At 60.6% G+C, this 23,412-nt stretch carries 21 protein-coding genes; 11 read left to right on the forward strand and 10 right to left on the reverse strand.

Features of this window, described 5'->3' with window-relative positions:
* Window positions 1-10 precede the first annotated feature (10 nt).
* From AC1DRN_RS02185 to AC1DRN_RS02200, 4 genes are read right to left on the reverse strand one after another with little or no spacing between them, the layout of a single operon-like run.
* Complete coding sequence (locus AC1DRN_RS02185; RefSeq protein ID WP_223457764.1) at window positions 11-538, reverse strand: pilus assembly protein PilP; 528 nt, start codon at window positions 536-538, stop codon at window positions 11-13.
* Window positions 535-1,158, reverse strand: coding sequence for a type 4a pilus biogenesis protein PilO (gene pilO / locus AC1DRN_RS02190; protein WP_223457766.1), 624 nt, complete (start codon window positions 1,156-1,158; stop codon window positions 535-537). Before pilO ends, AC1DRN_RS02185 begins: the two co-directional genes overlap by 4 nt.
* Window positions 1,155-1,721, reverse strand: coding sequence for a PilN domain-containing protein (locus AC1DRN_RS02195; protein WP_223457768.1), 567 nt, complete (start codon window positions 1,719-1,721; stop codon window positions 1,155-1,157). Before AC1DRN_RS02195 ends, pilO begins: the two co-directional genes overlap by 4 nt.
* Window positions 1,721-2,785: a pilus assembly protein PilM gene (locus AC1DRN_RS02200; protein ID WP_223457770.1), complete on the reverse strand. Its 1,065-nt coding sequence runs from the start codon at window positions 2,783-2,785 to the stop codon at window positions 1,721-1,723. The genes AC1DRN_RS02195 and AC1DRN_RS02200 overlap by 1 nt, the downstream gene beginning before the upstream one ends.
* Before the next feature lie 219 nt (window positions 2,786-3,004).
* Between AC1DRN_RS02200 and AC1DRN_RS02205 the strand changes: the two genes are divergently transcribed.
* Window positions 3,005-5,446, forward strand: coding sequence for a penicillin-binding protein 1A (locus AC1DRN_RS02205; RefSeq protein WP_411740691.1), 2,442 nt, complete (start codon window positions 3,005-3,007; stop codon window positions 5,444-5,446).
* Window positions 5,447-5,679: 233 nt separating this feature from the next.
* Here the strand turns inward: AC1DRN_RS02205 and AC1DRN_RS02210 are convergent, their stop codons facing one another.
* From AC1DRN_RS02210 to rpmE, 3 genes are all read right to left on the reverse strand, one after another.
* A complete protein-coding gene (locus AC1DRN_RS02210) occupies window positions 5,680-6,948 on the reverse strand; it encodes a malic enzyme-like NAD(P)-binding protein (protein WP_056725708.1) in 1,269 nt (422 codons plus the stop codon).
* Window positions 6,949-7,130: 182 nt separating this feature from the next.
* Window positions 7,131-7,919, reverse strand: a complete 789-nt coding sequence (locus AC1DRN_RS02215) for a thermonuclease family protein (protein ID WP_223457774.1) — start codon at window positions 7,917-7,919, stop codon at window positions 7,131-7,133.
* Window positions 7,920-7,954: 35 nt separating this feature from the next.
* Complete coding sequence (gene rpmE / locus AC1DRN_RS02220; RefSeq protein ID WP_007975586.1) at window positions 7,955-8,173, reverse strand: 50S ribosomal protein L31; 219 nt, start codon at window positions 8,171-8,173, stop codon at window positions 7,955-7,957.
* Between the two features lie 286 nt (window positions 8,174-8,459).
* Between rpmE and AC1DRN_RS02225 the strand changes: the two genes are divergently transcribed.
* From AC1DRN_RS02225 to AC1DRN_RS02270, 10 genes are all read left to right on the forward strand, one after another.
* On the forward strand, window positions 8,460-10,679 hold the full coding sequence (locus AC1DRN_RS02225) for a primosomal protein N' (protein WP_477786615.1): 2,220 nt from the start codon (window positions 8,460-8,462) through the stop codon (window positions 10,677-10,679).
* Between the two features lie 147 nt (window positions 10,680-10,826).
* Window positions 10,827-12,563 (forward strand): arginine--tRNA ligase, encoded by a 1,737-nt coding sequence (gene argS / locus AC1DRN_RS02230; RefSeq protein WP_223457776.1) that lies wholly within the window; start codon window positions 10,827-10,829, stop codon window positions 12,561-12,563.
* 1 nt (window position 12,564) lies between these two features.
* Entirely contained in the window at window positions 12,565-13,278 is a 714-nt protein-coding gene (locus AC1DRN_RS02235; RefSeq protein ID WP_007975583.1) for an SPOR domain-containing protein, read from the forward strand.
* A 232-nt stretch (window positions 13,279-13,510) separates the two neighbouring features.
* Window positions 13,511-14,041 (forward strand): ATP-dependent protease subunit HslV, encoded by a 531-nt coding sequence (gene hslV, locus AC1DRN_RS02240; protein WP_046031180.1) that lies wholly within the window; start codon window positions 13,511-13,513, stop codon window positions 14,039-14,041.
* 55 nt (window positions 14,042-14,096) lie between these two features.
* The gene (gene hslU / locus AC1DRN_RS02245) at window positions 14,097-15,434 is read left to right on the forward strand and encodes an HslU--HslV peptidase ATPase subunit (RefSeq protein WP_223457777.1); all 1,338 of its coding nucleotides are present in this window, start codon (window positions 14,097-14,099) and stop codon (window positions 15,432-15,434) included.
* A 119-nt stretch (window positions 15,435-15,553) separates the two neighbouring features.
* Window positions 15,554-15,931, forward strand: a complete 378-nt coding sequence (locus AC1DRN_RS02250) for a gamma-butyrobetaine hydroxylase family protein (RefSeq protein ID WP_096513806.1) — start codon at window positions 15,554-15,556, stop codon at window positions 15,929-15,931.
* 259 nt (window positions 15,932-16,190) lie between these two features.
* The gene (gene phaC / locus AC1DRN_RS02255) at window positions 16,191-17,870 is read left to right on the forward strand and encodes a class II poly(R)-hydroxyalkanoic acid synthase (RefSeq protein ID WP_223457778.1); all 1,680 of its coding nucleotides are present in this window, start codon (window positions 16,191-16,193) and stop codon (window positions 17,868-17,870) included.
* Between the two features lie 156 nt (window positions 17,871-18,026).
* Window positions 18,027-18,881: a poly(3-hydroxyalkanoate) depolymerase gene (phaZ, locus tag AC1DRN_RS02260; protein WP_008047834.1), complete on the forward strand. Its 855-nt coding sequence runs from the start codon at window positions 18,027-18,029 to the stop codon at window positions 18,879-18,881.
* Window positions 18,882-18,996: 115 nt separating this feature from the next.
* Window positions 18,997-20,679, forward strand: a complete 1,683-nt coding sequence (gene phaC / locus AC1DRN_RS02265) for a class II poly(R)-hydroxyalkanoic acid synthase (RefSeq protein WP_223457779.1) — start codon at window positions 18,997-18,999, stop codon at window positions 20,677-20,679.
* A 59-nt stretch (window positions 20,680-20,738) separates the two neighbouring features.
* Window positions 20,739-21,359 carry a TetR/AcrR family transcriptional regulator gene (locus AC1DRN_RS02270; RefSeq protein ID WP_223457781.1) on the forward strand — a complete coding sequence of 207 codons (621 nt, stop codon included), beginning with the start codon at window positions 20,739-20,741 and terminating at the stop codon, window positions 21,357-21,359.
* A gap of 192 nt (window positions 21,360-21,551) precedes the next feature.
* Here AC1DRN_RS02270 and AC1DRN_RS02275 read toward each other — a convergent pair whose 3' ends face one another.
* The 3 genes from AC1DRN_RS02275 to AC1DRN_RS02285 all read right to left on the reverse strand — a co-directional run bounded on the left by AC1DRN_RS02275 (window position 21,552) and on the right by AC1DRN_RS02285 (window position 23,341).
* A complete protein-coding gene (locus tag AC1DRN_RS02275; protein ID WP_223457783.1) occupies window positions 21,552-22,388 on the reverse strand; it encodes a phasin family protein in 837 nt (278 codons plus the stop codon).
* A gap of 10 nt (window positions 22,389-22,398) precedes the next feature.
* Complete coding sequence (locus tag AC1DRN_RS02280) at window positions 22,399-22,821, reverse strand: phasin family protein (RefSeq protein WP_223457784.1); 423 nt, start codon at window positions 22,819-22,821, stop codon at window positions 22,399-22,401.
* Window positions 22,822-23,065: 244 nt separating this feature from the next.
* Window positions 23,066-23,341, reverse strand: a complete 276-nt coding sequence (locus AC1DRN_RS02285) for a polyhydroxyalkanoic acid system family protein (RefSeq protein ID WP_108216228.1) — start codon at window positions 23,339-23,341, stop codon at window positions 23,066-23,068.
* Window positions 23,342-23,412 lie beyond the last annotated feature (71 nt).

Genomic DNA, 23,412 nt, shown 5'->3' on the forward strand with positions numbered 1-23,412 from the left:
TGGAGTTCCACTATGAGTGCTCTTTCAAAGGAATGGTCCGGGGACGCTCCAGCCACGCGCCTTGACCATCAGGGACAATTTCAACCACATCGACTTGCGAGCCACTGATCGCAACGATCCGTCCGTCGTTTCGCCCCAGGTAATCGCCGACTTTCAACCGATGGACCCCGCCCGCCCCTCGCAGCAAGGCATAAGAGCCCGTTGCATTGGAAAGGGTGCCGACCATTTCAAACTGCTCGATGTTGAAACCTTCAAGGTATTGCTTGACCCGACCAGGGTCGGGCTTGACGTTACGTGAACCCCGCCGCTGAGCCGCCAGATCGCTGCTGACCTGCGGTGAAAAAGGGCTGCGCAGATTCGCCGCGTTGTAAGTGAATGTCGGGTAAGACCGGAATACCGGCGTTGGTTCAATCCTGCCCGGCCCACGCAGGCGCATTTCGTCCATGTACGCGTCCAGATCGTCGTAGTCATCGCCTGCGCCACAACCGGACAGAGCAGACAGCACCACCATTACCGAAAAACACTGCGCCGGTCTCATTGATGCTGTCCCTTGTCGTTGTAGCGGTAGGTCTTGGCGAGGATGCTCAAGCGCAGCTTCGGCCCCCCCTGGGGGCTGACGGGGGCAAGGTCGAAATCGTGCAAGGTGACGATTCGCGGCAACCCGGCCACACCACTGACGAAGGTGGCCAGATCGTGGTAATCCCCGGTGACCGTGATCTGGATCGGCAGTTCGATGTAAAACGGCTGGGCGACCTCCGGCAGCAGCTTGATCTCTTCGAACTCCAGACCACTACCCAGACCGGTACGAGTGATGTCTTCCAGCAAACCGGGCACCTCGGTGTCGCCGGGCAGTTGCCGCAACAGCTCGCCGAAGGCGTTCTCCATTTCCTTCAACTGCCGGGTGTAGAGATCCAGATTCGCCGCCATGCGGGCTTTGCCGGCGAACTGCTCCTTGAGAGTCGACTCTTCCTCGCGTTTGAGATCGAGTTGGCTCTCAAGGTCGCGAGTGGAAAAGTTGTAGCCCAGGGCCAGCACCAGAAGCATGAGCAACCCGGCCACCAGAAACTTGATCGGCGGCGGCCAGGAACCCATGTTGCTGGTATCCAGTTCATTGATGTCGATCTTGCGCAGCCCTTCGAACCATTCGGATGGACTCATTTGCCCCCCTCCGGTGCTGCGGGTCGAGTCTGGCGCACGGTCAACTGGAAGACGTTGGCCGGCTCCACCTGACCGGCAGCTGTGGCCTTGACCTCAGTCAGGCTCGGCGCATCGAACCAGTCTGATGCCTCGAGGTTGCGCATCAAGTCTGAAACACGGTTGTTGGATTGCGCAGCGCCGGTGATGGACAAGGTCTTTGCGGTCATTTTCACTTCGGTGAAATACACGCCGTCGGGCAGTGCTCGCGCCAACTGGTCAAATATTCGCCCGCTGATTTGGCGATTGCCTTGCAGGTCCTGGATGATGCGCATGCGCTCGACCAGTTGCTGACGGCGCGCTTTGAGATCATCGATCTGTTTGATTCGCTCATCGACCACAGCGACTTGCTTGCCGATGTAGTCGTTACGGGCGACTTGCCGGTCGATGGCACCGCTGATGGCCTGGTTCGCGACCAGCACCGCGCCCATCGTGCCCACCATCACGGCCACCAGGATCAGCAGGAAGCGCTTGCGGCGGGCTTCACGCCGCTCCTCGCGCCAGGGTAAAAGGTTGATCCGTGCCATCAATCGAAGCTCCTGAGGGCCAGGCCACAGGCGATCATCAACGCCGGGGCATCACTCGCCAGAGCAGCACCATTGACCTTGCTGCCCAGAGTCATTTCGAAAAAAGGATTCGCAACCTGGGTCGGCGTGCCCAATTGCTGCTCGATCAAACGGTCCAGTCCCGGGATCGACGCGGTACCGCCGACCAACAGGACATGGTCGACGGTGCTGTACCGGCCTGAGGCGAAGAAGAACTGCAACGAGCGCGACACCTGCTGCACCAGCGCCTCTCGAAATGGCTGCAAGACCTCACTGGCATAGTCATCCGGCAGGCCGCCCTTCTTTTGCGCCAGCCCCGCCTGCTCCAGCGTCAGGCCATAGCGACGCTGGATTTGCTCGGTCAATTGCCGACCACCGAACAATTGTTCGCGGGTGTAGATAATCCGCCCGCCGTGCAGCACGCTCAGAGTGGTCATGGTGGCACCGATATCCACCACTGCGACCGTCAAACGCTCCCCGGAAACCGCAAGCCGACTGGCCAGCAACGCGAATGAGCGCTCCAGCGCGTAGGCCTCGACATCGACCACGCGGGCGGTAAGCCCCGCCAAGGCCAGGACTGCCTCGCGGACCTCGACGTTTTCCTTGCGGCAAGCAGCGAGCAGCACGTTGACGCGCTCGGGATTGCGCCCGGAGGTGCCCTGGACTTCAAAGTCGATCGCGACTTCGTCCAAGGGATAAGGGATGTACTGGTCAGCCTCGATTTTCAGCTGGCTTTCCATCTCGTCCTCGGAAAGACCGGCCTCCATCTCGATGGTCTTGGTGATCACCGCCGAGCCTGCCACGGCCACGGCCACGTTCTTGAGGCCGGTTCTGGCCTTGGCCAGCGCGCGGGCGAGGGCCGACCCCACGCCTTCGAGCTCGGCGATATTTTTTTCGATCACCGCCCCGACCGGCAACGGCTCGACCGCATAGGCCTCGACACGGTAGCGCTCACCCTGACGGCTCAACTCAAGAAGTTTCACCGAGGTGGAGCTGATGTCGATTCCCAGCAGCGTATTGGATTTTTTGTTGAAGAGTCCTGGCACAACCAATTCCCTATGACTTTCCGTGAGTTACGGACTCTGCATTGTCAATTGCGTTCAATCCACCCGTCTTGAGAGCAGCGCCAACCACGCTCCCGAGCAGAAAAATGCTTATAATGCCCAGCGCTTTTTTTCCGCATTTGCTTAATGCGCGGGTCGTTCTCATTTAGCCTGAACCCTGTTGCCCAATTCATTTTTTGCCCTGGATATCCAAAAGCCTTGATTCGTCTGCTGAAGTTTTTCGGTTGGTCCATCGTCGCGGTTTTCTGCGGACTCCTTCTGGGTCTGAGCGGGGCGTACCTCTACCTTAGTCCCGGGCTGCCGTCCGTGGAGGCACTGAGAAGCATCCAGTTGCAGATCCCTTTGCGGGTCTACAGCAGCGATAACAAGTTGATCGCAGAATTCGGCGAAATGCGCCGTACACCGATCCGTTTCGCCGACATTCCGCCCAATTTCATCAATGCGTTACTAAGTGCTGAAGACGACAATTTCGCCAACCACTACGGTGTCGATCCGAGCAGCCTGATGCGTGCGGCATCCCAGTTGGTCAAAAGCGGACACATCCAGTCCGGCGGCAGCACGATCACCATGCAGGTGGCGAAAAACTTCTTCCTGAGCAGCGAACGCAGCTTTTCGCGCAAGACCACCGAGATCCTGCTGGCCCTGCAGATCGAACGGCAGCTGACCAAGGACGAGATCCTCGAGCTGTACGTCAACAAAATCTATCTGGGTAACCGTGCGTACGGCATCGAGGCGGCGGCGCAGGTTTATTACGGCAAATCGATCCGTGATGTCAGCCTGGCGCAGATGGCGATGATTGCCGGCCTGCCCAAGGCACCGTCGCGCTTCAACCCGCTGGCCAACCCGGCGCGCAGCAAGGAGCGTCGCGACTGGATCCTGGGGCGCATGTACAAGCTCGGGAAAATCAGCGAGGCCGACTACACCGCTGCGGTCAACGAGCCGTTGAACGCCAGCTACCACGTGCCGACTCCGGAAGTGAATGCCCCGTACATCGCCGAAATGGCCCGTGCCGAAATGGTCGGACGTTATGGCAGCGATGCGTATACCGAGGGCTTTCGCGTCACCACCACGGTGCCGAGCGACCTCCAGGAACTGGCCAACACCGCGGTCCACGAAGGCCTGATGACTTACGATCAGCGCCACGGCTATCGCGGACCCGAGTCGCGGCTGCCAGGCAAGACTCGCGAAGCCTGGGCCACCGAGCTGACCAAACAACGCACCATCAGCGGCCTGGAACCGGCCATCGTGACCCAGGTCGACAAGAACGGCCTGCAAGTGCTGACCCGCACCGGCCAGGAACACGTGAGCTGGGACACCATGAAATGGGCCCGGCCGTTCCTGAACACCAACAGCATGGGCGCCAGCCCGAAACAACCATCGGACGTGGCCCAGGTCGGCGATCTGATTCGCGTGCAGCGTCAGCCGGACACTTCGCTGAAATTCAGCCAGATCCCGCAGGCCCAGGGCGCGCTGGTGTCCCTGGACCCGCAGAACGGCGCCATTCGTTCGCTGGTCGGCGGTTTCGCCTTCGAACAGAGCAACTACAATCGCGCATTGCAAGCCAAGCGCCAGCCGGGTTCGAGCTTCAAACCGTTCGTCTACGCCGCCGCACTGGATAGCGGCTACACCGCCTCCAGCCTGGTGAACGACGCACCGATCGTGTTCGTCGACGAGTATCTGGACAAGGTCTGGCGCCCGAAGAACGACACCAACACCTTTCTCGGCCCGATTCGCCTGCGTGAAGCGCTGTACAAGTCGCGCAACCTGGTGTCGATCCGCTTGCTGCAAGCGATGGGCGTAGGCAAGACCATCGATTACATCACTCGCTTCGGCTTCAACAAACAGGACCTGCCACCCAACCTGTCCCTGGCGCTGGGCACCGCGACCCTGACGCCAATGGAGATCGCCACAGGCTGGAGCACCTTTGCCAACGGCGGCTACAAGATCACCCCGTACATCATCGACAAGATCGAAAGCCGCAACGGCGACACGCTGTTCGTCGCCAACCCGCCAAGCGTGCCTCAGGGCGGTGCGGCCAGCGATGGCATTGCCGTGCCAACCGCCCCTCAAGCCTTCACAGTCAACGCAACGGTGGGCGAAGCCCCAGGCACTACGTCGACGCCACAAGTACCCGCCGTGGCTGAACGCATCATTGACGGACGCACCACGTACATCCTCAACAGCATGCTTGAGGACGTGATCAAGCTCGGCACCGGTCGCCGCGCACTGGCCCTGGGCCGCCCCGACATTGCCGGCAAGACCGGTACGACCAACGAATCCAAGGACGCCTGGTTCTCCGGTTACAACGCCGATTACGTGACGACCGTGTGGACCGGTTTCGATCAACCGGAAAGCCTGGGCCGCAAGGAATTCGGCGGCACCGTCGCGCTGCCGATCTGGATGAACTACATGGGCCCCGCACTCAAAGGCAAACCGCCGCATACGCAGCCGGAGCCGGAAGGCATCCTCAGCCTGCGAGTCGATCCGATCAGTGGCCGCGCAGCCACTCCGGGCACGCCAGGGGCCTACTTCGAGCTGTTCAAGGCCGAAGATACGCCGCCGTCGGTCAACGAACTGGGCAACGGCTCAGTGCCAGGCAGCCCGCTGCCAGCGGATGAAGCGGCGCCGATCGATTTGTTCTGATTGGATGACGCAAGGCAAAAGCCCCGCTCTTCTTTGGAAGCCGGGGCTTTTTGATATCCGGGTTTCTTGTAATACCGCCATCGCGAGCAGGCTCGCTCCTACAGGGGCTACGCATTCCAAGGTAGGAGCGAGCCTGCTCGCGATAGCAACCTGAAAGCCAGCCAAAAACTGTCAGGCACAAAAAAGCCCCGACTCTCACAAGCCGGGGCTTTTCGTTGAAGCGCTACAACGGCTTAGCCGTTGAACACATCATCCACGCTTTTGAGCGGGTAGTTCTTCGGATACGGCAGGGTCGCCACACCGGTCTCGATGGCGGCTTTAGCCACAGCATCGGAGATCAGAGTGATCAGGCGGGCATCCATTGGCTTCGGAATGATGTACTCACGACCGAATTCCAGCTTGATGCCGCCGTAGGCGTCGCACACTTCCTGAGGCACCGGCAGCTTGGCCAGTTCGCGCAGGGCGTTGGCTGCAGCCACTTTCATTTCTTCGTTGATGCGCTTGGCGCGAACGTCCAGGGCACCACGGAAGATGAACGGGAAGCCCAGTACGTTGTTGACCTGGTTCGGGTAGTCGGAACGACCGGTGGCCATGATCACGTCGTTACGGGTGGCGTGCGCCAGTTCCGGAGAGATTTCCGGATCAGGGTTGGAGCACGCGAACACGATAGGGTTCGGCGCCATCGACAGCAGGCCTTCAGCGCTCAGCAGGTTCGGGCCGGACAGGCCAACGAACACGTCAGCGCCTTGCAGGGCGTCAGCCAGGGTGCGCTTGTCGGTCGCGTGAGCGAACACCGCCTTGTACTGGTTCAGGTCGTCACGGCCGGAGTGGATCACGCCAGTACGGTCGACCATGTAGATGTTTTCGATGTTGGCGCCCATGCTCACCAGCAACTTCATGCAGGAGATGGCCGCGGCGCCGGCACCCAGGCAGACGATCTTGGCTTCCGGCAGGGTTTTGCCAGCGATTTCCAGGGCGTTGATCATGCCGGCGGCGGTCACGATAGCGGTGCCGTGCTGGTCATCGTGGAATACCGGAATATCGCACTGCTCGATCAGAGCGCGTTCGATTTCAAAGCACTCTGGTGCCTTGATGTCTTCCAGGTTGATGCCACCGAAGGTGATGGAGATACGCTTGACGGTGTCGATGAAGGCTTGCGGGCTTTCGGAGTCGACTTCGATGTCGAAAACGTCAATGCCGGCGAAGCGCTTGAACAGTACGCCTTTACCTTCCATCACTGGCTTGGAAGCCAATGGGCCGAGGTTACCCAGGCCGAGAATCGCGGTGCCATCGGAAATGACTGCAACCAGGTTGCCTTTGCCGGTGTACTTGTAGGCCAGTTCAGGATCGCGGGCGATCTCGCGTACTGGTTCGGCTACGCCCGGGCTGTAGGCCAGCGACAGGTCGCGAGCGGTAGCAGTGGCCTTGGTGAGCTCGACACTCAGCTTCCCTGGACGAGGATTGGCATGATATTCGAGAGCGGCAGTTTTCAGATCAGACATTTTGGCATTCCGCTTTTACTGTTGGACAGACTGGTCAGCGAGGATACGCGCCTCGCAAAGTCCCCACAAGACTGACTGGTCACCCCTGTCAAGCGCCCGGCCCTACGACTTTGGGCCAAGAGCCACGGCACACAAGGGCTATACTGTTCACAATCAGAAGAAAAAATGTCTACAATTTTTTATCACTGCGCCACTTGCAGCATCGCCGGATCGGTCAAGGGCAACATCCAGCGCGCCTGGCCAACCTTGAGATCGCCTTTGCGCGAGCGATCCAGCACCCAGCCGCGCGCCTCGACCTGCTTGCCCTTGAGGCTTTCCAGCGAGTTCACATCGAAACGCGTCAGCAGATTGGGTGCAACGCGTAATACAACCGAATCCTGCAACTCGATCCAAACCCCGCCGCGATTGCGCTGCACTTTGCTCACACGACCGCTGAGCACGGCAAAACCGGAGGCGCTGATTTGCTCCGCTTTCAGTATAGGTGACTGGCGCCACAACCCGAGCCCGGACTGACGCGCACTGCGCTCGGCCGCCTGCTGACAGGCGACCAGATCGACATTCGGTGCCACGGCCACCAGAAAACCCAGGCCTTCGGCGAGCATCTGCGCTTCGAGGTTGGCTCCATTGGCACCGTAGACATGGGCCAGGGTGCGGCCGTAATGGTCCTTGCTTTCTTTGCCAGGCACCAACCCGACCCGCGCGTCACTCGCCGCCACCAGGGCTTCGAGGCGTTTGCGCGCGGCCACGGCGAACGGTTCATCGGAACGGCCCTTCTTGCCCAGCTCCGGCGTGTTCAAGCCGATCATGCGCACGCTGCGGCCATCGCTCAGGCGCAGAGTGTCGCCGTCCACTACCCGCTGCACCGCGACGGGCGTCAGGCCGCTTGGCGTCGGGCAAAAGGCCTGGGCGCCAGACAGCCAAATCGCGGACATAAAAAAGGCGCCCGCCAGGGACGCCTTCTTCATCAGCATGGAAAAACCGTAGCGGCTTCCCAAGTTGATCGGCCTTAGGCCTTTTTCGCGCCGAAAGCACCGAAACGGTCGGCGAACTTCTGTACGCGACCACCGGTGTCCAGAGTCTTCTGCTTACCGGTGTAGAACGGGTGGCATTCGTTGCAAACGTCGATCGCCAGGGCTTTGCCGAAGGTCGAACGGGTTTCGAACTTGTTGCCGCAGCTGCAGGTAACAGCAACTGCCGGGTATTCTGGATGGATATCAGCTTTCATGGTGTCTTCCTCAGGCTAGCGTGCCGCCACCCAACACTATTGTTGAATACCGCACGTAATTAGGCCGCGGATTCTACCAGACAATCCTGATCACGCAAGCTGTCCCTGAAACCAGTCGTCTGCTAGGCTCCCGGCCCAATACGCGATCCCTTGTAGGAGTGAGCCCGCTCGCGATAGCGGTCTGSCAGTCRSCGCWGCGSYGACTGSCAGACCGCTATCGCGAGCGGGCTCACTCCTACAGGTTATTTGTCACGCCCCCTATTGTTTGTCGATCGAGATCCCCCGCGTGCCCAACGCCATTCTGCGCCTCGCCCTGCCTTCGCCGCTGCGCCGCCTGTTCGACTACCGCGCTCCGGCCGGCGTCCTGCGCGCGCAACTGCACCCCGGCATGCGCCTGCGGGTACCGTTCGGCCGGCGCGAGATGATCGGGATTCTGGTGGAAGTCACCAATACCAGCGAAGTGCCGGCCGAGAAACTCAAGCCGGCCCTGGCCCTGCTCGACGCTACGCCCCCCCTGCCGCCGGCGCTGTTCAAGCTGTGCCTGTGGACGTCCCAGTATTACCAGCACAGCCTTGGCGACACCTTGAGCTGGGCGCTGCCGGTGCTGCTGCGCCAGGGTGAGCTGGCCGAAGCGCGCCAGGAGCGCTTCTGGTCCGCCGCGCCGGGGGCCAGCCTCGATGATCCGCGCATCGCCCGCGCCCCGCGCCAGCGCGAAGCCCTGGCCACGCTGGCCCAGCATCCCCACGGCGTCGCCCATCAGCTGCTGAGTAAACTGATGCTGAGCAAGGACAGCCTGGATTTGCTGCTGGCCAAAGAGTTGGTGCAGGTCGAGATCCGCCGCCACGCCCCGGGCGTACGCCACGAACACTGGCTGGCGCAACCGGAACTGCCGCTGAACCCGGAGCAACGCGCCGCCTATGAGGCGATTCGCGCCGGCTTCGACAGCTATCACGCATTCCTGCTGGCTGGCGTCACCGGCAGCGGCAAGACCGAAGTCTATTTACAGTTGATCCGCGAAACCCTCGAGGCCGGCAAGCAAGCACTGGTGCTGATCCCGGAAATCAACCTGGGCCCGCAGACCCTGGCGCGCTTCGAACAGCGTTTCAATGCCCGTATCGCGCTGATCCATTCGGCGGTCAATGACCGCGAACGCCTCGAGGCCTGGCTGGCCGCCCGGGACGGTGAGGCCGACATCATCATCGGCACCCGCTCGGCCCTGTTCACGCCGATGAAGAACCCCGGCCTGATCATCATCGACGAAGAACACGACGGCTCCTATAAACAGCAGGAAGGTTTGCGCTATCACGCCCGCGATCTGGCGCTGGTGCGGGCGCGACAGGAAAACATCCCGATCGTCCTCGGCTCCGCCACCCCTTCGCTGGAAAGCCTGCACAACGCCTATACCGGCCGCTACGGGCTGCTGCGCTTGAACGAGCGCGCCGGAGGCGCCAAACAGCCGCGTTTCCTGCGCCTGGACGTCAAAAGCCGTCCGCTGGACAGCGGCATTTCCGGACCGATGCAACAGGCCATTGGACAGACCCTGGCCGCCGGACAACAAGTCCTGGTGTTCCTCAACCGCCGCGGCTTCGCCCCGACCCTGCTGTGCCATGACTGTGGCTGGATGTCCGAGTGCCAGCGTTGCGATGCGCGAATGACCGTGCACCAGCGTCACGGTGAATTGCGCTGCCACCATTGCGGCTACGTCGAACGCGCGCCGCGCCAGTGCCCGAAGTGCAACAAGGTCGATCTGCGCCCCGTCGGCGCCGGCACCGAACGGGCCGAGGAGCGCCTGGCGATTCTGTTCCCGGACTATCCGGTGCTGCGAGTCGACCGCGACAGCACGTCGCGCAAGGACGCGATGAACCAGTTGTTCGCGACCATTCAAAAAGGCCAGCCGTGCATCCTGATCGGCACGCAAATGCTTGCCAAAGGCCACCACTTTCCACGGGTGACGCTGGTGTCGATCCTCGACGCCGACGGTGGCCTGTTCTCCGGCGACTTCCGCGCCAGCGAGCGCATGGCTCAACTGATCGTCCAGGTCGCCGGCCGCGCAGGCCGCGCCGAAGAGCCGGGCAAGGTGATTATCCAGACGCACCTGGCTGACCATCCGCTGTTGGTGCAATTGACCGAGCAAGGCTATTTCGCCTTTGCCGAACAGGCCTTGAGCGAACGTCGTGCGGCCGGACTGCCGCCGTTTGCGCACCTGGCGCTACTGCGGGCCGAGGCGCACAAACCGGGTCAGGCCGAAGGTTTCCTGGATGAGGCGTGCAGCGAGGCCGAACGTTTGCTGGCCGAACAGAATCTGACCGGCATTGAATTGCTGGGACCGGTGCCGGCGCCAATGGAGCGACGGGCCGGGCGTTATCGCGCGCAGTTGTTGTTGCAGGCGAYGGCGCGGGCACCGCTGCATCGGTTGCTGGCCAGTTGGTTGTTGGTGCTGGAGCAGATGCCGAGCGGGCGAGCGGTGCGTTGGTCGCTTGATGTTGATCCCGTCGATTTGTATTGATTGATAAATCGCGATGGCGGACGAATTGTCACCACACATCCACATCCTGCCTGCTAAGGTTGGCAAGCCCGTCTTCGCAACGGATAATGCCCAGTTTTTCCACCAGCGCATGATGCGCCGCCGCGCCTGCGGTCGAAAGAGAAGACCATGAAAGACACCATTCGCCAGCTGATCCAACAAGCCATCACCCAACTCGTCAACGAAGGTGTGTTGCCTGAAGGCCTGTCGCCGGCGATCCAGGTGGAAAACTCCCGCGACAAGAAGAACGGCGACTTCGCCAGCAACATCGCCATGATGCTGGCCAAGCCGGCCGGCATGAAGCCCCGCGATCTGGCGGAAAAAATCATCGCTGCGCTGCCGGCTGACGAAAACGTCGCCAAGACCGAAATCGCCGGCCCGGGCTTCCTGAACTTCTTCCAGAACACCGACGCCCTGGCGACCCGCCTGGACGCCGCCCTGGCCGACGCCCACATCGGCGTGCGCAAGGCCGGCCCGGTGCAGCGCACCGTGGTTGACCTGTCGGCACCGAACCTGGCCAAAGAGATGCACGTCGGCCACCTGCGCTCGACCATCATCGGCGACGGTGTGGCCCGCGTGCTGGAATTCCTCGGCGACACCGTGATCCGTCAGAACCACGTCGGCGACTGGGGCACCCAGTTCGGCATGCTGATGGCTTACCTGCAGGAAAACCCGATCACCAGCGACGAGCTGTCGGACCTGGAGAACTTCTACCGCGCCGCCAAGCAACGCTTCGACGAATCCGCAGAGTTCGCCGACCGCGCCCGTGGCCTGGTGGTCAAGTTGCAGGCTGGCGACGCCGATTGCCTGGCACTGTGGACCAGGTTCAAGGACATCTCGCTGTCCCACTGCCAGAAGATCTACGAACTGCTCAACGTCAAACTGACCATGGCCGACGTGATGGGCGAAAGTGCCTACAACGACGACCTGATCAACGTGGTCAACGACTTGAAGGCCGCAGGCATGCTGGTCGAGAGCAACGGCGCCCAGTGCGTGTTCCTCGACGAGTTCAAGAACGCCGACGGCGACCCGCTGCCGGTGATCATCGTCAAGGCCGACGGCGGTTACCTCTACGCCACCACCGACCTGGCGGCCGTGCGCTACCGCAGCGGCAAGCTCAAGGCCGATCGCGCACTGTACTTCGTCGACCAGCGCCAGGCCCTGCACTTCCAGCAAGTGTTCGCCGTGGCACGCAAGGCCGGTTTCGTGACCCATCCGATGGAAATGGAGCACATGGGCTTCGGCACCATGAACGGCGCTGACGGCCGTCCGTTCAAGACCCGTGATGGCGGCACCGTGAAGCTGATCGACCTGCTGACCGAAGCCCAGGAACGCGCCTACACCCTGGTCAAGGACAAGAACCCTACACTTGCCGAAGCCGAGCTGCGCAACATCGCCAAAGTGGTGGGCATCGGCGCAGTGAAATACGCCGACCTGTCCAAGCACCGCACCAGTGACTACAGCTTCAACTTCGACCTGATGCTCAATTTCGAAGGCAACACCGCGCCGTACCTGCTGTACGCCTACACCCGCGTGGCCGGCGTGTTCCGCAAGCTCGGCAAGGACTTCAGCGAAGTCGACGGCCAGATCGTTCTGGAAGCGGCGCACGAACACGAACTGGCGGCGAAACTTGCGCAGTTCGGTGAAATCCTGAACAACGTGTCCGAAAAAGGCACCCCGCACATCCTTTGCACTTACCTGTACGACGTCGCCGGCCTGTTCTCCAGCTTCTACGAGAACTGCCCGATCCTCGCCGCCGATACCCCGGCACAAATGCAGAGCCGCCTGCGCCTCGCCGCGCTGACCGGACGCACTCTCAAGCAAGGCCTGGAACTCTTGGGCCTGGAAACTCTGGAGCGTATGTAAGTTGGCTGCCAAGAAAAAACCTGCACCCAAACGTGGCGCCAGCCGTTACCAAGCTCCTGCAAAGCAACCGATCCCGGGTTGGTTGTGGATGGCCATCGGCCTGACGGTCGGCGCCTTCATCGTATTTCTGATGAAGCTGGAGCCGGGCAAGGGCAGCGACACGGTCAAGCGTGAAAAGGTCGAACAACAGCAACAGCAGAAAGCCAGCAAGATCGCCGAGGCCAACAAGACCCCGCCGAGCCCGACGCAACCGGTGAAGCCAAAGTACGACTTCTACACCTTGCTGCCGGAATCGGAAGTCATCGTGCCGCCGGATGCCGTGCCGGAAAAAACCCTGCCGACGCCGCAAGTGCCAGCCATCCCGACCACGCCGGTCACCCCGGCCGAAGCGGCGAAGATCGACACGGCTCGCGCCCAGGCAGCCCTGGCCGGAATCACGCCGCCACCAGCGCCTCCGGTCAAGGCTGCGCCTGTGACGAAGTTTTTCCTGCAGGCCGGTTCGTTCCGCAAAGAGACTGATGCGGACAAGGTTCGGGCGCAGATCATCCTGCTGGGTCAGGCCGTGGCGGTTGAATCGGGCACGGTGAAGGATGAAACCTGGTATCGGGTGCTGGTCGGTCCGTTCAGTAACCGCGAACAACTGACCACGGCGCAGAAACAACTGGCCGGCGCAGGCTTTAGCAACTTGCTGTTACAACAACGCCAGAGCCGCTGATCCCGTCAGGACCACCGCGTCATCGTTCTTCGCTGGAAAGCCAGCTCCTACAGAATATTCGACAAACCCTGTAGGAGCTGGCTTGCCAGCGAATGCGCCTGAAAGGGCACTATATCCAGAACTCGATTCACACCATTCGTCCCTCGCCTCGCCCCGCAGTTGAAATCCTCTCCAGCACCCCCATATGAATGGGCATAAGGCATTTTCGCCCCGCTGCGTGGAGACTCTTCCCTTGACCACCATCGTTTCAGTTCGCCGCCACGGCAAAGTCGTCATGGGCGGCGACGGCCAGGTTTCCCTTGGTAATACCGTGATGAAAGGCAACGCGAAAAAAGTTCGCCGCCTGTACCACGGCCAGGTCATCGCCGGTTTTGCCGGTGCCACCGCTGACGCCTTTACCCTCTTCGAACGCTTCGAAGGCCAGCTTGAGAAACATCAGGGCCACCTGGTGCGCGCCGCCGTCGAACTCGCCAAAGAATGGCGCACCGACCGCTCCCTGAGCCGCCTTGAAGCCATGCTCGCGGTCGCCAACAAAGACGCCTCCCTGATCATCACCGGTAACGGCGATGTGGTTGAACCCGAAGAAGGCCTGATCGCCATGGGTTCCGGCGGTGGTTACGCCCAGGCTGCTGCCAGCGCGCTGCTGAAGAAAACCGATCTGTCGGCCCGGGAAATCGTCGAAACCGCTCTCGGCATCGCCGCCGACATCTGCGTATTCACCAATCACACTCAGACCATTGAGGAGCAGGACTGCGCCGAGTAAGCCCGTGTTGGCCATCGCGCCACGGCTCATTCTTGCTTGAGGTCCGCTAAATACTATGTCCATGACTCCCCGTGAAATCGTCCACGAACTCAACCGCCACATCATCGGCCAGGACGATGCCAAGCGCGCCGTCGCCATTGCCCTGCGCAACCGCTGGCGCCGCATGCAGCTGCCTGAAGAGCTGCGTGTTGAAGTAACGCCAAAGAACATCCTGATGATCGGCCCGACCGGTGTCGGCAAAACCGAGATCGCCCGTCGCCTGGCAAAACTGGCCAATGCGCCGTTCATCAAGGTCGAAGCGACAAAATTCACCGAAGTCGGCTATGTCGGCCGTGACGTCGAATCGATCATTCGTGACCTGGCCGACGCCGCGATCAAGCTGCTGCGCGAACAGGAAATCGTCAAGGTTCGCCACCGCGCCGAAGACGCCGCAGAAGAGCGTATCCTCGACGCACTGCTGCCACCAGCACGCATGGGCTTCAGTAGTGACGACGCCCCGACTGCCGACTCCAACACCCGTCAGTTGTTCCGCAAGCGCCTGCGCGAAGGTCAGCTGGACGACAAGGAGATCGAAATCGAAGTCGCCGAAATGGCCGGCGTCGACATCTCCGCGCCACCGGGCATGGAAGAAATGACCAACCAGTTGCAGAGCCTGTTTGCCAACATGGGCAAGGCCAAGAAGAAAGCCCGCAAGCTCAAGGTCAAAGAAGCGCTCAAGCTGGTGCGCGACGAAGAAGCCAGCCGCCTGGTCAACGATGAAGAGTTGAAGGCCAAGGCCCTGGAAGCGGTCGAGCAGCACGGCATCGTGTTCATCGACGAAATCGACAAGGTCGCCAAGCGTGGCAATTCCGGTGGCGTCGATGTGTCCCGCGAAGGCGTGCAGCGTGACCTGCTGCCACTGATCGAAGGCTGCACCGTCAACACCAAGCTGGGCATGGTCAAGACCGACCACATCCTGTTCATTGCTTCCGGTGCGTTCCACCTGAGCAAGCCAAGCGACCTGGTGCCCGAGCTGCAAGGCCGCCTGCCGATTCGTGTCGAACTCAAGGCCCTGACCCCGGAAGACTTCGAACGCATCCTCAGCGAACCGCACGCCTCGCTCACCGAGCAATACTGCGCGCTGCTGAAAACCGAAGGCCTGGGCATCGAGTTCCTGCCGAGCGGCATCAAGCGCATCGCGGAGATCGCCTGGCAGGTCAACGAGAAAACCGAAAACATCGGTGCCCGTCGCCTGCACACCCTGCTCGAGCGCCTGCTCGAAGAGGTGTCGTTCAGCGCCGGCGACCTGGCCAGCGTCCATGACGACAAGGTGATCCAGATCGACGCCGACTACGTCAACAGCCACCTGGGCGAATTGGCGCAGAACGAAGACCTGTCCCGTTATATCCTGTAAGCCATACTTGTAGGAGCGAGCCTGCTCGCGATGGTSKGTCAGTTGCATTGATGTCGACTGACACACCATCGCGAGCAGGCTCGCTCCTACAGGGTTCCATCCACAACGGAACGGCGCTCATGACCCAACTCCCCACCGACATCAAGCTGCACAAAGCCTCGAAAACCCTGACGCTCAAATACGCGTCCGGCGAGGAATACACCCTGCCCGCGGAGTTCCTGCGCGTGCACTCTCCTTCCGCCGAGGTCCAGGGCCACGGCAAACCCATCCTGCAATTCGGCAAGATCAACGTCGGCCTGACCAAGGTAGAACCGGCCGGTCAGTACGCACTGAAACTGACCTTCGATGACGGTCACGACAGTGGTCTGTTCACCTGGGAATATCTGTACGAGCTGGGGCGACGTTATGACGCACTCTGGGAAGATTATCTGGCCGAGCTCAAAGCCGCCGGAAAAACCCGCGACCCGAACGAATCCATCGTCAAGCTGATGCTCTAATCCGAGCCTCTCGCTCATTAGAGGGCATTTTCTAATTTCATCTGTTTGAATGCTCCGCTTCAGGGCCGCGGAATGGCCTGCTTGCGAAAAAAATTAAACTCGGGTAACCAATGGAACTGGCAAGTTCCCTGCAGTGCTCTCTGCATTAAAAAAGCAGCGATGCAGTATTAACGGTCACCCCGAGCAGTAGTACCTGGCATTGGCTGTGTGACTACACAGCAGGACCCGGTACTCGTCTCAGGACAATGGAGCGTCGTAGATGAGTAAACAGAATAACGATGACTTGAAGTATCAGGCCTCGGAAAACACCCTGGGTCTGAATCCTGTCGTTGGGCTGCGTGGAAAGGATCTACTGGCATCTGCTCGCATGGTACTCAGGCAGGCCATCAGGCAACCCGTGCACAGCGCGAAGCATGTTGCGCATTTCGGCCTCGAACTCAAGAACGTACTGTTCGGCAAATCCGAGCTGCAACCGACCAGCGATGACCGTCGCTTCGCGGATCCGGCCTGGAGCCAGAACCCGCTCTACAAACGTTATCTGCAAACCTACCTGGCGTGGCGCAAGGAACTCCACGCCTGGATCGACGACAGTAACCTGCCAGCCAAGGATGTCAGTCGCGGGCACTTCGTGATCAACCTCATGACCGAAGCTTTCGCGCCGACCAACACGGCGGCCAACCCCGCGGCGGTCAAGCGCTTCTTCGAAACCGGCGGTAAGAGCCTCCTCGATGGTCTCTCACACCTGGCCAAGGACCTGGTGCACAACGGCGGCATGCCGAGCCAGGTCAACATGGGCGCCTTCGAGGTCGGCAAGACCCTTGGCGTGACCGAGGGCGCGGTGGTCTTTCGCAACGACGTGCTGGAGCTGATCCAGTACAAGCCGATCACAGAGCAGGTGCATGAGCGCCCACTGCTGGTGGTGCCGCCGCAAATCAACAAGTTCTACGTTTTCGACCTGAGTCCGGAAAAAAGCCTGGCGCGGTTCTGCCTGCGCAACAACGTGCAGACCTTCATCGTCAGCTGGCGCAACCCGACCAAGGAGCAGCGCGAGTGGGGCCTGTCGACCTACATCGAAGCGCTCAAGGAAGCGGTTGATGTGGTCACCTCGATCACCGGCAGCAAAGACGTGAACATGCTCGGTGCCTGCTCCGGTGGCATCACCTGCACCGCGCTGCTGGGCCACTACGCGGCAATCGGCGAGAACAAGGTCAACGCCCTCACCCTGCTGGTCAGTGTGCTCGACACCACTCTGGACAGCGACGTGGCCCTGTTCGTCGACGAGCAAACCCTCGAAGCCGCCAAGCGTCACTCCTACCAGGCCGGCGTCCTCGAAGGCCGCGACATGGCGAAAGTCTTCGCCTGGATGCGCCCCAACGACCTGATCTGGAACTACTGGGTCAACAACTACCTGTTGGGCAATGAACCGCCGGTGTTCGACATTCTGTTCTGGAACAACGACACCACCCGATTGCCCGCCGCGTTCCACGGCGACCTGATCGAGATGTTCAAAAGTAATCCGTTGACCCGTGCCGATGCACTGGAAGTGTGCGGCACGCCGATCGACCTGAAAAAAGTCACCGCCGACATCTTCTCGCTGGCTGGCACGAACGACCACATCACCCCGTGGCGTTCCTGCTACAAATCGGCGCAACTGTTCGGCGGCAACGTTGAATTCGTGCTGTCCAGCAGCGGGCACATCCAGAGCATTCTGAACCCGCCGGGCAATCCGAAATCGCGTTACATGACCAGCACCGAAATGCCCGCCAATGCCGATGACTGGCAGGAAGAGTCGACCAAACATGCCGACTCCTGGTGGCTGCACTGGCAGGCATGGCAGGCACAGCGTTCGGGCAACCTGAAAAAAGCTCCGCTGAAATTGGGCAACAAGGCCTATCCAGCGGGTGAAGCGGCGCCAGGCACCTATGTGCATGAGCGGTAACTGACACACCCGCCCCACCCCTGTGGGAGCGAGCTTGCTCGCGATGACGGTGGCAGGTTTGGCATTTGCGCTGACTGACACTCCGCTATCGCGAGCAAGCTCGCTCCCACAGGGGGCGGGGATGAATTTGAGAAAGCGACCCACAGGGCCTGAAGCATGCCGCAACCCTTCATATTCCGTACCGTCGATCTGGATGGCCAGACGCTCCGCACGGCGGTACGCCCCGGCAAGCCTCACTTGACGCCCCTGCTGATTTTCAACGGCATTGGCGCCAACCTGGAGCTGGTGTTCCCGTTCATCGCGGCTCTGGATCCGGACCTGGAAGTCATCGCCTTCGACGTACCCGGTGTCGGTGGTTCGTCGACACCGAACCGGCCGTACCGTTTTCCGAGCCTGGCGAAACTCACGGCGCGGATGCTCGACTATCTCGACTACGGGCAGGTCAACGTCATCGGCGTGTCCTGGGGTGGCGCCCTGGCCCAACAGTTCGCCTACGACTATCCGGAGCGCTGCAAGAAACTCGTGCTGGCCGCAACGGCGGCGGGTGCGGTGATGGTGCCGGGCAAACCGAAAGTGCTGTGGATGATGGCCAGCCCGCGACGTTACATCCAGCCATCCCACGTGATCCGCATTGCACCGATGATCTACGGTGGTGCGTTCCGTCGCGACCCGACGCTGGCCGCCAGCCATGCAGCCAAGGTTCGTTCAGCGGGCAAGCTCGGTTACTACTGGCAGCTGTTCGCCGGCCTCGGCTGGACCAGCATTCACTGGCTGCACAAGATCCGCCAGCCGACCCTGGTACTGGCCGGCGACGATGACCCACTGATCCCGCTAGTCAACATGCGCTTGCTGGCCTGGCGGATTCCCAACGCCCAGTTGCACATCATCGATGACGGGCATTTGTTCCTGATTACCCGGGCCGAAGCGGTGGCCCCGATCATCATGAAATTCCTGGAAGAGGAGCGCCAGCGCGCGGTGATGCATCCGCGTCCGGCGCCATTGGGCGGCTAAACCGCTGCATCAACGGTCGGCAGGACGCCGCGCCGCGCAACAACCCGTTACAGCGTCTATGGTGTTCTGGTTCGATGTATTTGTTTTTAGCCTGAAGACGAAGGAGTGTTGACTCATGCGCGAGAAACCAGCGAGGGATTCCTTACCGAATCCCGCCGCGTTCATCAATGCACAGAGTGCGATTACCGGCCTGCGCGGCCGGGATCTGTTGTCGACCCTGCGCAGCGTGGCCGCCCATGGCTTGCGCAATCCGGTACACAGTGCCCGACATGCCCTCAAACTTGGCGGTCAGCTTGGCCGTGTGCTGCTGGGTGAAACCCTGCACCCGACCAACCCGCAAGACGCTCGCTTCGCCGACCCGGCGTGGAGCCTCAACCCATTTTATCGCCGTAGCCTGCAGGCCTATTTGAGTTGGCAGAAGCAGGTCAAAAGCTGGATCGACGAGAGCAACATGAGCCCGGACGACCGCGCCCGCGCCCACTTCGCTTTCGCCTTGCTCAACGACGCCGTATCGCCCTCCAACACCCTGCTCAATCCACTGGCGGTCAAGGAACTTTTCAATTCAGGCGGTAACAGTCTGGTGCGTGGCATCAGCCATTTGGTGGACGACCTGCTGCATAACGATGGCCTGCCCCGACAAGTCACCAAGCAAGCGTTCGAGATCGGCAAGACGGTCGCCACCACCACTGGTGCCGTGGTGTTTCGCAACGAACTGCTGGAGTTGATCCAGTACAAGCCGATGAGCGAAAAGCAGTATTCCAAGCCCCTGCTGGTGGTGCCGCCGCAAATCAACAAGTACTACATCTTCGACCTCAGCCCCCACAACAGCTTCGTCCAGTACGCCCTCAAAAACGGCCTGCAAACCTTCATGATCAGCTGGCGCAACCCGGATGTGCGTCACCGCGAATGGGGGCTCTCGACTTACGTGGAAGCCGTGGAAGAGGCCATGAATGTCTGCCGGGCGATCACCGGCGCACGCGAGGTCAACCTGATGGGCGCCTGCGCCGGCGGGCTGACCATTGCCGCGCTGCAGGGTCACTTGCAGGCCAAGCGGCAGTTGCGCAGGGTGTCCAGCGCGACTTATCTGGTGAGCCTGCTCGACAGCCAACTGGACAGCCCCGTTTCGCTGTTCGTCGACGAACAGACTCTGGAGGCAGCCAAGCGCCGCTCCTATCAAAAAGGTGTGCTGGACGGCCGCGACATGGCCAAGGTCTTCGCCTGGATGCGCCCCAATGACTTGATCTGGGGCTACTTCGTCAACAACTACCTGTTGGGCAAGGAGCCACCGGCGTTCGACATCCTCTACTGGAACAACGACAACACACGTCTGCCTGCGGCCCTGCATGGCGACCTGCTGGACTTCTTCAAGCACAACCCGCTGACTCACCCGGGCGGGCTGGAAGTGTGTGGCACGCCGATCGATTTACAGAAGGTCACCATCGACAGCTTCAGCGTCGCCGGCATCAACGATCACATCACGCCGTGGGATGCGGTGTATCGCTCGACGCTGTTGCTCGGTGGCGAGCGGCGCTTCGTGCTGTCCAACAGCGGTCATGTGCAGAGCATCCTCAACCCGCCGAGCAATCCGAAAGCCAACTTCGTCGAGAACGGCAAACTGAGCAGCGACCCACGGGCCTGGTACTACGACGCCAAGCGTGTCGACGGCAGTTGGTGGACCCAATGGCTGGGCTGGATTCAGGAACGCTCCGGCGCGCAGAAGGAAACCCACATGGCGCTCGGCAACCAGAACTACCCACCGATGGAGGCAGCACCCGGTACTTACGTGCGCGTGCGCTGACGTTCAACGCGCCGCGGCCTCCGCCGGCCGTGGCAAGACCCGATCATTAAGAAGACTGGATGAAAACCCGCGACCGGATCCTCGAATGTGCCCTGCAATTGTTCAATCAAAAGGGCGAACCGAATGTCTCCACCATGGAAGTTGCCAATGAAATGGGCATCAGCCCGGGCAACCTCTACTACCACTTCCACGGCAAAGAACCGCTGATTCTCGGGCTGTTCGAGCGCTTTCAGGGCGAACTGGCGCCCTTGCTCGATCCACCGGCCGATGTCGAACTGGCACCCGAAGATTACTGGCTGTTCCTGCACCTGATCGTCGAGCGCCTGTCCCACTACCGGTTCCTGTTCCAGGATCTGTCGAACCTCGCCGGACGCCTGCCGAAACTGGCCAAGGGCATTCGCAATCTGCTCAATGCACTCAAGCGCACACTAGCGTCGCTGCTGGCACGATTACAGGCGCAAGGGCTGCTGGTCAGCGATACCCAGGCATTGGGGCAACTGGTGGAGCAGATCACCCTGACCCTGCTGTTCTCACTGGATTACCAGCGGATTCTCGATCGCGAAGGCGAGGTGCGGCTGGTGGTTTACCAGATCATGATGCTGGTGGCGCCACACTTGCTGCCGTCGATGAAGGCTGCGACCGAACAGATGGCGCTGGAGTATCTGAAAGACCACGAATAACTCTGGCCACAACGAACCCTGTGGGAGCGAGCTTGCTCGCGATGAGGCCATCACATCCAACATTGATGTTGGTTGATCCACCGCCATCGCGAGCAAGCTCGCTCCCACAGTGGGCTTGTGTCGCTCAGAGATTCGCGCACAAACAAAAACGCCCGACCTTTACAGGCCGGGCGTTTTCTTGAGCCCTGAGAATCAGGACTGACTGGTTGGCGTCGATGGAGTTGGCGCGACAGTCGGGGTGACAGCAGGGGTCGGCGCGGCAGCGGAGTTCGATGCGCTGACCGGAGCTGCCGGGGTCGCCGGTTTGGCAGCTGCCACTGCTGGTTTTGGCGCGGCGGCTTTTGGAGCTGCCGGCTTTTTCACTGCAGGTTTTTTCGCCGCAGCGGGTTTGGCCGCTGGCTTGGCAACAGCTGGTTTTGCTGCAGCCGTTTTAGCCGCAGGCTTGGCAGCCGGTTTAGCGGCTGGCTTGGCTGCTGGCTTCGCCGCTGCAGGTTTTGCAGCAGCGGTTTTAGCAGCAGGCTTGGCCGCCGCTTTTGCCAGTGGCTTGGCTGCGGTTTTTGCGGCCGGCTTGGCAGCAGGTTTGGCTGCAGCGGTTTTCGCCGCAACAGGCGCAACCTTGGCACCGGTCAGTTTTTCGATCTGCTTGGTCAGGGTCTCGACCTTGCTGTGCAGTGCCTTCACTTCATTGCGGCTCGGTACGCCCAGACGAGAAATGGCACTGTTCAGACGCTTGTCGAAAGCGCCTTCCAGCTCATCCCACTTGCCCAGTGCGCGATCTTTCACGCCGCTGATGCGCGACTTGGCCGAGGAAGCAGAGTCCTTGGCGGCGTCGACTGTCTTGCCAACAGCGCTCTTGGTGAGCTTCTCGGCTTTCTCGCCGTCCTTAACCAATGTATCGAAGAGTTTGCTGCCGTCAGTGTCGATCTTCGAGTACACGCCTAAACCAGCCAGCCAGATTTTTCGAGAGTATTCTTCAACCTTCCCGATCCACGAGCTGCCTTCTTTTTCGGTTTTCTTTTTAACAGCCATCCCGTTCTCCTTAAGATTTACGCGCGACACGTTCGAGCAATGCCGTCAGCTCATCGAGCTTAGCAGAGAGTGTCTCAACGTCATGTTTAGACGGAATGCCGATACGATTCAAGGCACTTGCGACACGCGTATCGAACGCCTTCTCGACCTTGTCGAGTTGAACTTCGACGCGGCCTTTGAAAGTGCTGACTTCACTCTTGGCTTCATCGATTTCGGCATTGGCCGCTTCCAGTTTCTCGGCGACTACCTTTTTGCCTTTCTTTTCAACAACCTGACCAGCCTTGATCAGCTCTTGAAAGTATTCGCTACCCTCTTGACCGACCTTGGCGTAGGCACCCAGGCCTGCCAGCCAGATCTTGCGGGCATAGGATTTGACGTCGCTCAGCGTGCCGGTCGATGCGTCGGTTTTTTTCTTCAAAATGGCTTTGGCCATGGTGCACCTCACGCGCAGAAGGTTTGAGGAACCGCCCGGATAAGTGTCGGGCACTGGCACAAAGTAGGGAGAAAAATTAGAAACGGCACCCTAACAAATGACATAAACCGTCGGGCACGCCACATAAAAAATGTAGGAGTGAGCCTGCTCGCGATGGCGGCTAACCAGTCAACATTGATGTTGGCTGACATTCCGTCATCGCGAGCAGGCTCACTCCTACAAGGGATGCGATTTCAATCGGGAATCAGACCAGGACCTTATCCAGCGCCTTTTCGATTTCCGCTTTGATCATGCCGCTCATGGCCGACATCATCAGGCCCAGTTCCACTTCGACGCGAATCGAATCCTCGGCGACATGCACCGCGCCCTTCACACCCGAGCGCTTGAGGTTCAGGGTGTCGCCGGACCACTGCGGCTCCAGGCCATACTGATCGGAAAGTTTCTGCGCCAGCTTGTCGGCCTTCTCGCGAGCCGCTTCCTTACCCAGGCCATGGGCACGTTCAACACTAATACGGGCCATCAAATGACTCCTGCTTTATGGATGCTTTCCCGAGGCATCTTGACCTCTGCTGCGTCAAAACGTCCCGATGG

The organism is Pseudomonas sp. P5_B3, assembly GCF_056400405.1.